At 39.7% G+C, this 7,055-nt stretch carries 3 protein-coding genes; 1 reads left to right on the forward strand and 2 read right to left on the reverse strand.

The genetic code is table 11. The features are described 5' to 3' along the window. The first annotated feature begins 63 nt into the window (after nt 1-63). Nucleotides 64-2,199 carry a winged helix-turn-helix domain-containing protein gene (locus C7Y70_RS02840; protein WP_135473298.1) on the forward strand — a complete coding sequence of 712 codons (2,136 nt, stop codon included), beginning with the start codon at nt 64-66 and terminating at the stop codon, nt 2,197-2,199. Here C7Y70_RS02840 and C7Y70_RS02845 read toward each other — a convergent pair. Further along, nucleotides 2,180-3,589, reverse strand: coding sequence for a TonB family protein (locus tag C7Y70_RS02845; RefSeq protein ID WP_245321335.1), 1,410 nt, complete (start codon nt 3,587-3,589; stop codon nt 2,180-2,182). The genes C7Y70_RS02840 and C7Y70_RS02845 overlap by 20 nt on opposite strands. A gap of 218 nt (nt 3,590-3,807) precedes the next feature. Next, a complete protein-coding gene (locus tag C7Y70_RS02850) occupies nt 3,808-6,369 on the reverse strand; it encodes a TonB-dependent receptor (protein ID WP_135473299.1) in 2,562 nt (853 codons plus the stop codon). Nucleotides 6,370-7,055: the final 686 nt, after the last annotated feature.

A 7,055-nucleotide genomic window follows, 5' to 3' on the forward strand; every position in this document is an offset into this window, starting at 1 on the left:
TTTACCTATAATACGCTTTATCCGCTTATTTAACCATAGATTAACCTGTGTAAAAACCAAACAATGTCAAAAGCAGAGCCAAAACAATTATTACTCAATGATGTACTTATTGATTTTGCTTCCTTAAAGATAAAGGTGGCGGGAAAATGGTGTGCTATTGAGGCTAAACAGTTGCAGTTACTGCGGTTGTTGATTGCACAAAAAGGGCAAGCCGTTACGCGGGATAAAATAATGGACGCTGTGTGGCCTGATGTGGTGGTCAGTGATAACTCTGTCAGTCAATTAGTAACTCAATTGCGAAAAAGTTTATCAGATGACAAAAATACCGCGTACTTTATCCGCACAATACCACGGGTTGGTTATCAGCTTATTGCACAGGTGAATGATGCGCCAACGATTTTAGAAAAGGTTGTGCCAGCGAGTCCACGTACTTCTGCATTGTTTATCTTTGCCGGGCTTGTATTGGGTGCGTTGTTTACTTTATTAAGCCAATATTTATTAGCTCCCGAGCAGGCGAGGTTAGATTATCAATATCAATCACGATTAACATCTGCTCCTGGCGCTGAGGTGTTTTTGCGCTATTCACCCAATGGTCGATATTTGGCATTTAGTCAATCAAACGATCAACAAAGTCAGTTTGATTTGGCTGTATATGATAATCAAAGTAAAACAGTTCATAGCATCAAAAACTCAGGTTATTCAGAGGAAGCACCTGTTTGGTCACCTGATGGAAAGTGGTTAGCTTACTTTAGATATGACCCAATTAGCTGTGATATTCGTGTTATGTCAGTTGAAAATGCTATTGAGACTTGGCGTCTAAGCCCTGAGTTTAGGCTTACTCGATGCCAGCAGCGTCATGGCCCAACCAAATTGCACTGGGTTGATGAGCGCACCATTTACACAACACATTGGCAAGATGAGCAACCGCGTTTAATTAAGTACACATTATCACTTTCTCCCAGCCCTAAGTTAGAAGCTCAACAAGTGGTAGGGGACTTTAAGCCATTAGCATTTGATATTAGTGTTGATAACACGCTGCTTATACTAGAGAAAAGTGCTGGCTGGTATACCCTTAGTGAAGTGGATTTAAATACAAAGCTTGAACGAAGAGTAATAAAGCGAAGTCGCCACTCGCACGCGCCATTACTATTAGACAGTGAACGCGGTTATTATTGGCTTGGTGATGATGCGTTAAGACGCTATGGATATAATGGCAATAAGCAGACTGTTCATGAACCGTTAGGATTTATTGCCGATATTGCTATAAACCCGCAAACTGGAGATATTGCACATGCTGAAGGGCATGCTCGCATCAATTTGTATCAAATCGAATTAGATTTAAATACAGAACAATTACTTAAAAGTGCTCAGCAGTTATCATCTTCATCACGCATGGATATGTTGCCTGCGGTATCGTTAGATGGTCAACAAAGTGCATTTATTTCATTGCAAAAACGGGGGATTACAGGGTTCACTCACAGTGAAGTCTGGTTAAAACATAAACAACGTAAAAGTGCTAATTTAATTGCAACTTTGCCCAGTGATATAACGCCTAAGTATTTATTATTTTCGCCAAATGGTGACAATATCTTACTTGCTGATCAGCTCCATAATATCTATTTGATTAATACCTTTTCTCGGCGTTTAGTACCAATTATTTCTGGTTTTGAACAACTAAATGGCGTTCATTGGGCACAAGATAGTCATAGTATTTATTACCAAGCAAAAAACCCGCAAGGGCAATGGCAAGATTGGCGTTATGACATTCAATTAACAAGTAATACCCTAGTAAAAGACAACGCGCCACTGGAAACGCTTGATGATGATCATTTACTTTGGCAACTTAATGCTTCATACATTGAATACGAGAAGCATGTCTCAAGCTTTTTAGCCGCAGCACTTGAACAACAACTGCCATTGTCGCAACTATTGCCTTCTTTATCGCTTTTTAAGCCAGCGGTGTTTAATGGAGGGGTTTATTATGTGCTTAGACAAGGGCATCAGCTGCGTTTATATTGCTATTTGACGACACAAAAACGAAATGTGTTCATCAAAGAGCTTGGTGTGTACGGCTATGACTTGGATATTAATTTAAACATAAGTAGTTCCGCTGATGGAACGCATGTGGTGTTTAGCCAAGTGGATGGTATTGAAACCGATATTTTGTTACACAAAGCAACTAAGGCTGAGACGCAATAAAGGCGTCAATATTGCCAGTAAACCAGTTTCTACTTTTTGCTTCATTTAATGCTTGCAGAGCGATTCTTTTAGCGGCTTCTGGGTCTCTTTTCGCTATGATTTTGGCTTGTATTAATAGCAGAGGGGGGTGCGTGGGATCATCAGCTAAAGCTGAGTTCAAAGCTCTTTTTACAGCACTTACATCAGCATCTTCAAATGAGTAAAGCAATTTCGTCAGCTCTCTCTTAGCACTAAATAGCCCTTGCTTTGCAGCGGCAGTTAGCCACTTTAGTGCTTTATTCGGCGCATAATCGAGGTACTTTTTATCTAATAGCTCTCGGCCTAATCGATATTGAGCTTGGGCTAAGCCATTCTGTGCAGCAAGTAACACCCAGTTGAGGCCTTTTTCTCTTTCTACTTTACCGTACTCCCCACGTAATAAATTAGCACCAATTCGGTACTGTGAATTGGCATAGCCATTCGTTGCGGATTTCAACAGTAATTCGTCACTGGCATTACTGTGTTGCCAATGGTACTTCAACAAGCGCGTTGCATTATATTCATCCGAGCTTAGCCAATTTGCAATATAATATTGAACAATGGCATTACCTTGTTCTGCCTCATCAATTAAATCCGTAATTTTTTCATTGTATTGTCGTTGCTGGCTTTTAAAGCTTTGCGCGTATTGTTTACCTTTAAACGTTGTGAAGTGATAAATTAACGACCTGTTGTAGTATGGTAAGTGTTCCTTACTGGCTTGATAATGCCAACGTTTGACAGCATTAATAATTGCTTTATCAAAGGTTTTTTCAGGGTTAGAGTCAATAATAGTAATGTCGGTAACCGCGCCACTTTCATCTATGTCAAATTCAAGCCAAACCCAGCCCTCGATACCATTTTTATAGGCATGCTCTGGGTAGTTAGGTTCAACCATGTAATCACGCACAATTGAGGAGTTAAAAGTTTCTGTACTATTGAGTTCAGGCCTAAGTTGTTCGTTGTACCACGCAAAACTTAGCTGTTTTAGCAATGCATTATAGGCATCATTAAGTGGTTGTTGATTAGGTGTTTGATTGGCGATCAGCATGGCTGTATCACGGGCATCAACTAAGCCAAAATCGGCAGCTAAGCTAAACCATGCATAGGCTTGCGCTGTATTTTTTTCAACGCCTTGGCCGTGTAAATACATTACTGCAATATTATAAATAGCATCGGGGTTGCCAAGTTGCGCAAGTTGTAAAAATTCTTGTTTTGCTTTTGAAAATTTGCCTTGGTGGTAATCAAGCGTTGCACTAAGAAGGTCTGCTTTAGCGTTAAACCCAAACAGCAGCCCACACACAAAAATACACACTTTTAAAAATAAAAAGCATGGTGTAGGTTTGGCTGAGTAGTTATATATTTTTGCTGACACTTAATAAACTTGCGCTATTGCTAACATATACTTAGTGGTGTTTTTACTTACTGATTGTACTTGTTTTGTTTATTATTACTAGCGCGATTATGCGATGTGTTTAATAAAAAAAGCAGGCAACCAAAAGGTTGCCTGCTTTAAACCCCTGGGCATAGGGGCGGCCATCCTTGGCGAGAGTCGATGACCTGTGTTAGCTAGGAATATCGACTAATTCGTTATTAAAAATTGAAACGAATACCAGCAGAGAAGCGACGTCCATCAGCATAAACCCCAGTTAAGGCTTGCTTAACGCCTTTTTCTTGGTAGCTAAATGTATGTTCGTCAGTTAAGTTTGTCGCTTCAAATACAGCCGTAATGTTTTCTGTTACGTTGTAATTAAATGTTGCATCAACTTGGCCATATGCATCTTGGTAACCAGGCCATGCTCGGCCAGTGTCATAGCCTGTGCGATAGTTGTATGAGATACGACCACCGAATGTTTCTGACTCGTAATAAGTACTGATATTGTACGTGTGATCTGAAATACCCGGAATTAATACGTCATTGCCTTGCGTATCTTTAGACTCACCATCTACAAACGTGTAGTTAGCAGCAACGCCAAAACCTTGTGTGATTTCGGTTTGAAAACCAAGCTCCAAACCTTTTAATGTGCCTGAAGGGCCATTGACTGGGCGGCTAATTTCAATTTCAATTCCATTAAACACTTCAGTTTGTGTGTTGTTGCCTAATGTAGATTGTAAATCTTTATAGAATAATGCTGCTGAGAAGATACCTGCATCTGCGAAATACCACTCATAGCCAACATCAAATTGGGTGGCACGGTACGGGTCAATATTTGAGTTACCGCCAGTTCCAACACGCGTTTCAGTATTGTATGTCGTGGCGTTCGTCATCGCGGCATAGTCTGGGCGTGTCATTACGCGTGCAGCACCAATACGAAGCAACATATCATCATTAAGATCAATCGCTAAGTTTAAGCTTGGAAGAATATCAAAGTAGTCAGTTTCTTCCTCTTGCCATACTTTTGCATCCGCGGGGCCTACATACGCACCTGTGGTTTGTTTTGTCTCAACTAAACGAACACCAATATTACCGCGCATACCTTCAACATCTATATCTGCTTTTACGTAACCTGCAAAAATGTTTTCTTCAATTGCAAAGTTGCTATCAAATAATAAGTTGTATTGCCAATCAAGCGCATCACCATCTTTACGCACTTTAGATAGGTCGGTCATTGCGTAATTGCTTAGAGTGCCACTGCTTCCGATCCCTGATAAAAAGTCACTGGGTGAAGCGTTTGAATAATCTTCTAAGCTCCAATTTAAATCAGTACGTGTTTGAGATTGTAAGCGAACGTTTTCACGCTTGTGGTCGCGGTATTTTACACCAAACTTGATTTTGCTAAACACAGACACATCAATAGCGCGTTCAAAATCGGTTTGAGCATAATATTCTTTATCAAGCGCATCATTTGAGTCATAACGAAGAAAGCCTAAATCCCATTGTGTTCCATCTGCTGGACTTTTAGCATAGCTGGTTTCAATACTTTCGACATTGGCTGCATTAAAGCTGTGCTCGGCATTGCCTTCCCATCCCACACTTCGGTCAGTTTGTGTACCGCCAGAGCCCTCTGTGACACCTAAGTGATACGATGATTTCCAAGTTTCACCTTCATGAACAAGTTTTATATCATATGAATTAGTTTTTAATTCCGAGTTACGAACTTTCGTTTCATCAAGAATATTATTACCGTCAGGAGAGAGACCAAATGTACCAGCTTGCGCGAAATTGCCTACTTTATCATGTTGAACAACATCTAAAGACGTGTATTTTGAATTACCATAGCCTGGTAGCCATAGGAAGTTTTGATTCGCATTGTTAGCCTTCATTGTCGAATTAAGCGCATTGAAAGTCACATCAATATCATCAGTAGGGCGGTATTGTAATGTTAAGTTGAAACCTGTTCTTATACGTTCTTGAGTAAACATCGCTGAGCCACCGCCACCTGGCGTGTAAACATCATCAATTTGTGTGCCGTCTTCTAAGGTGATATCACGGTGCGTCCAGCTCCAAGCCTCGATACCATCACGACGCAGGTTACGTACTTGTTTAAATACAGAGACAAGTGCACCTACTGTTTCTTCATCATTTTTCCAGCTGTATAAACCAGCAAGCTGTGGGTCTGTTTCACCAGACACTTCACTGTGCTGCATTAAAATTGAACCTGCCACTTTATTGGCTTCTAAATCTAGTGGCTTACGAGTTCTAACAATAACAGTACCACCGATTGAACCCTCATCAATATCAGCTTCAGGTGATTTATAAACTTCAAGACCCGATACAATTTCAGATGGCAGCATTGTGAAATTAAAGCCACGGCTTGCTGATGAATCTACCCACCAATCAGCAGAGCCAACAGCCTGACCATTGAGTAAGGTACGGTTTTGGTTTTCAGATGTACCACGAATACTGATCCTTTCACCTTCGCCAAATGCGCGGCTCATTGAAACACCTGTGATACGTTGCAATGACTCAGCAACGTTTTGATCGGGGAACTTACCAATGTCTTCAGCGGTTACAGCATCCACGATTGTGTTTGCATAACGTTTAGTATTAAGTGATTTAACAACACTACCACGAATACCACGTACTTGAATAACTTCAACTTCGTCCGTATTTTGTGCTTGTGCGCTGTGTGCTACCATCGGTAAGCTTAATGCTGATGTGATAAGTGATGCACTTATAGCCAGATGAAGTTTATTCATTTTTATATTTGTCATTTTCGATTCCCCTTGAATCAACACTTCGTTTTTAATGTTTAACGGTATGGCTCAAAGGCCTGCTTACATTGCTTTATGACACAGCCTTTATTAACCGATTCACTCCCCCAAAGCAGTAAGGTAAATGTATGGCAATAACAGTTACTAACTTGGGTTTGTTTTTCTATTAAACGCCTTTTGATTAAACGAGTCTTGAAACTAAATGAATAGTTGTGAAAGTTACAAAAATGATAATGAATTAAACTGAAGTTTGATTTTAATTAATATAAAACAATGAGTTGAGTTTTAGTGTATTTTTAATTTATTTTAATAAATTAAGTTTACTTAAAGGATTTAGAGTTATATTTAGAAGTGTTTCACATCTAGTAATGTATTTTTTTAGCTAAATTAAAAAAGATATAGCATCAAAACGTATTTAGCTGAGCAACCTGTTACTCATTAAATAATTTAAAGTAATACTGCAGTTGTGGTAAGACAACCACCTTAATGTGGGGCTTTCTATAGGTAATTTGATGTGTGCGGTTTGATAGATGGCTACTTACTAAGATACTAATTTTAGAGTAAGAGCACCTAAAGGATAATGCGTATGGAAGCGTATTTTGCATGCTTAGTGGCAATTGAGCTTTGACGAATCAAGCGCTAAACCCCATACGAGTATAGGAAAGTTAAATAACCTGAACTCTGGA

The sequence above is a fragment of the Pseudoalteromonas sp. KS88 genome, assembly GCF_004766475.1.
Lineage (GTDB): Bacteria > Pseudomonadota > Gammaproteobacteria > Enterobacterales > Alteromonadaceae > Pseudoalteromonas.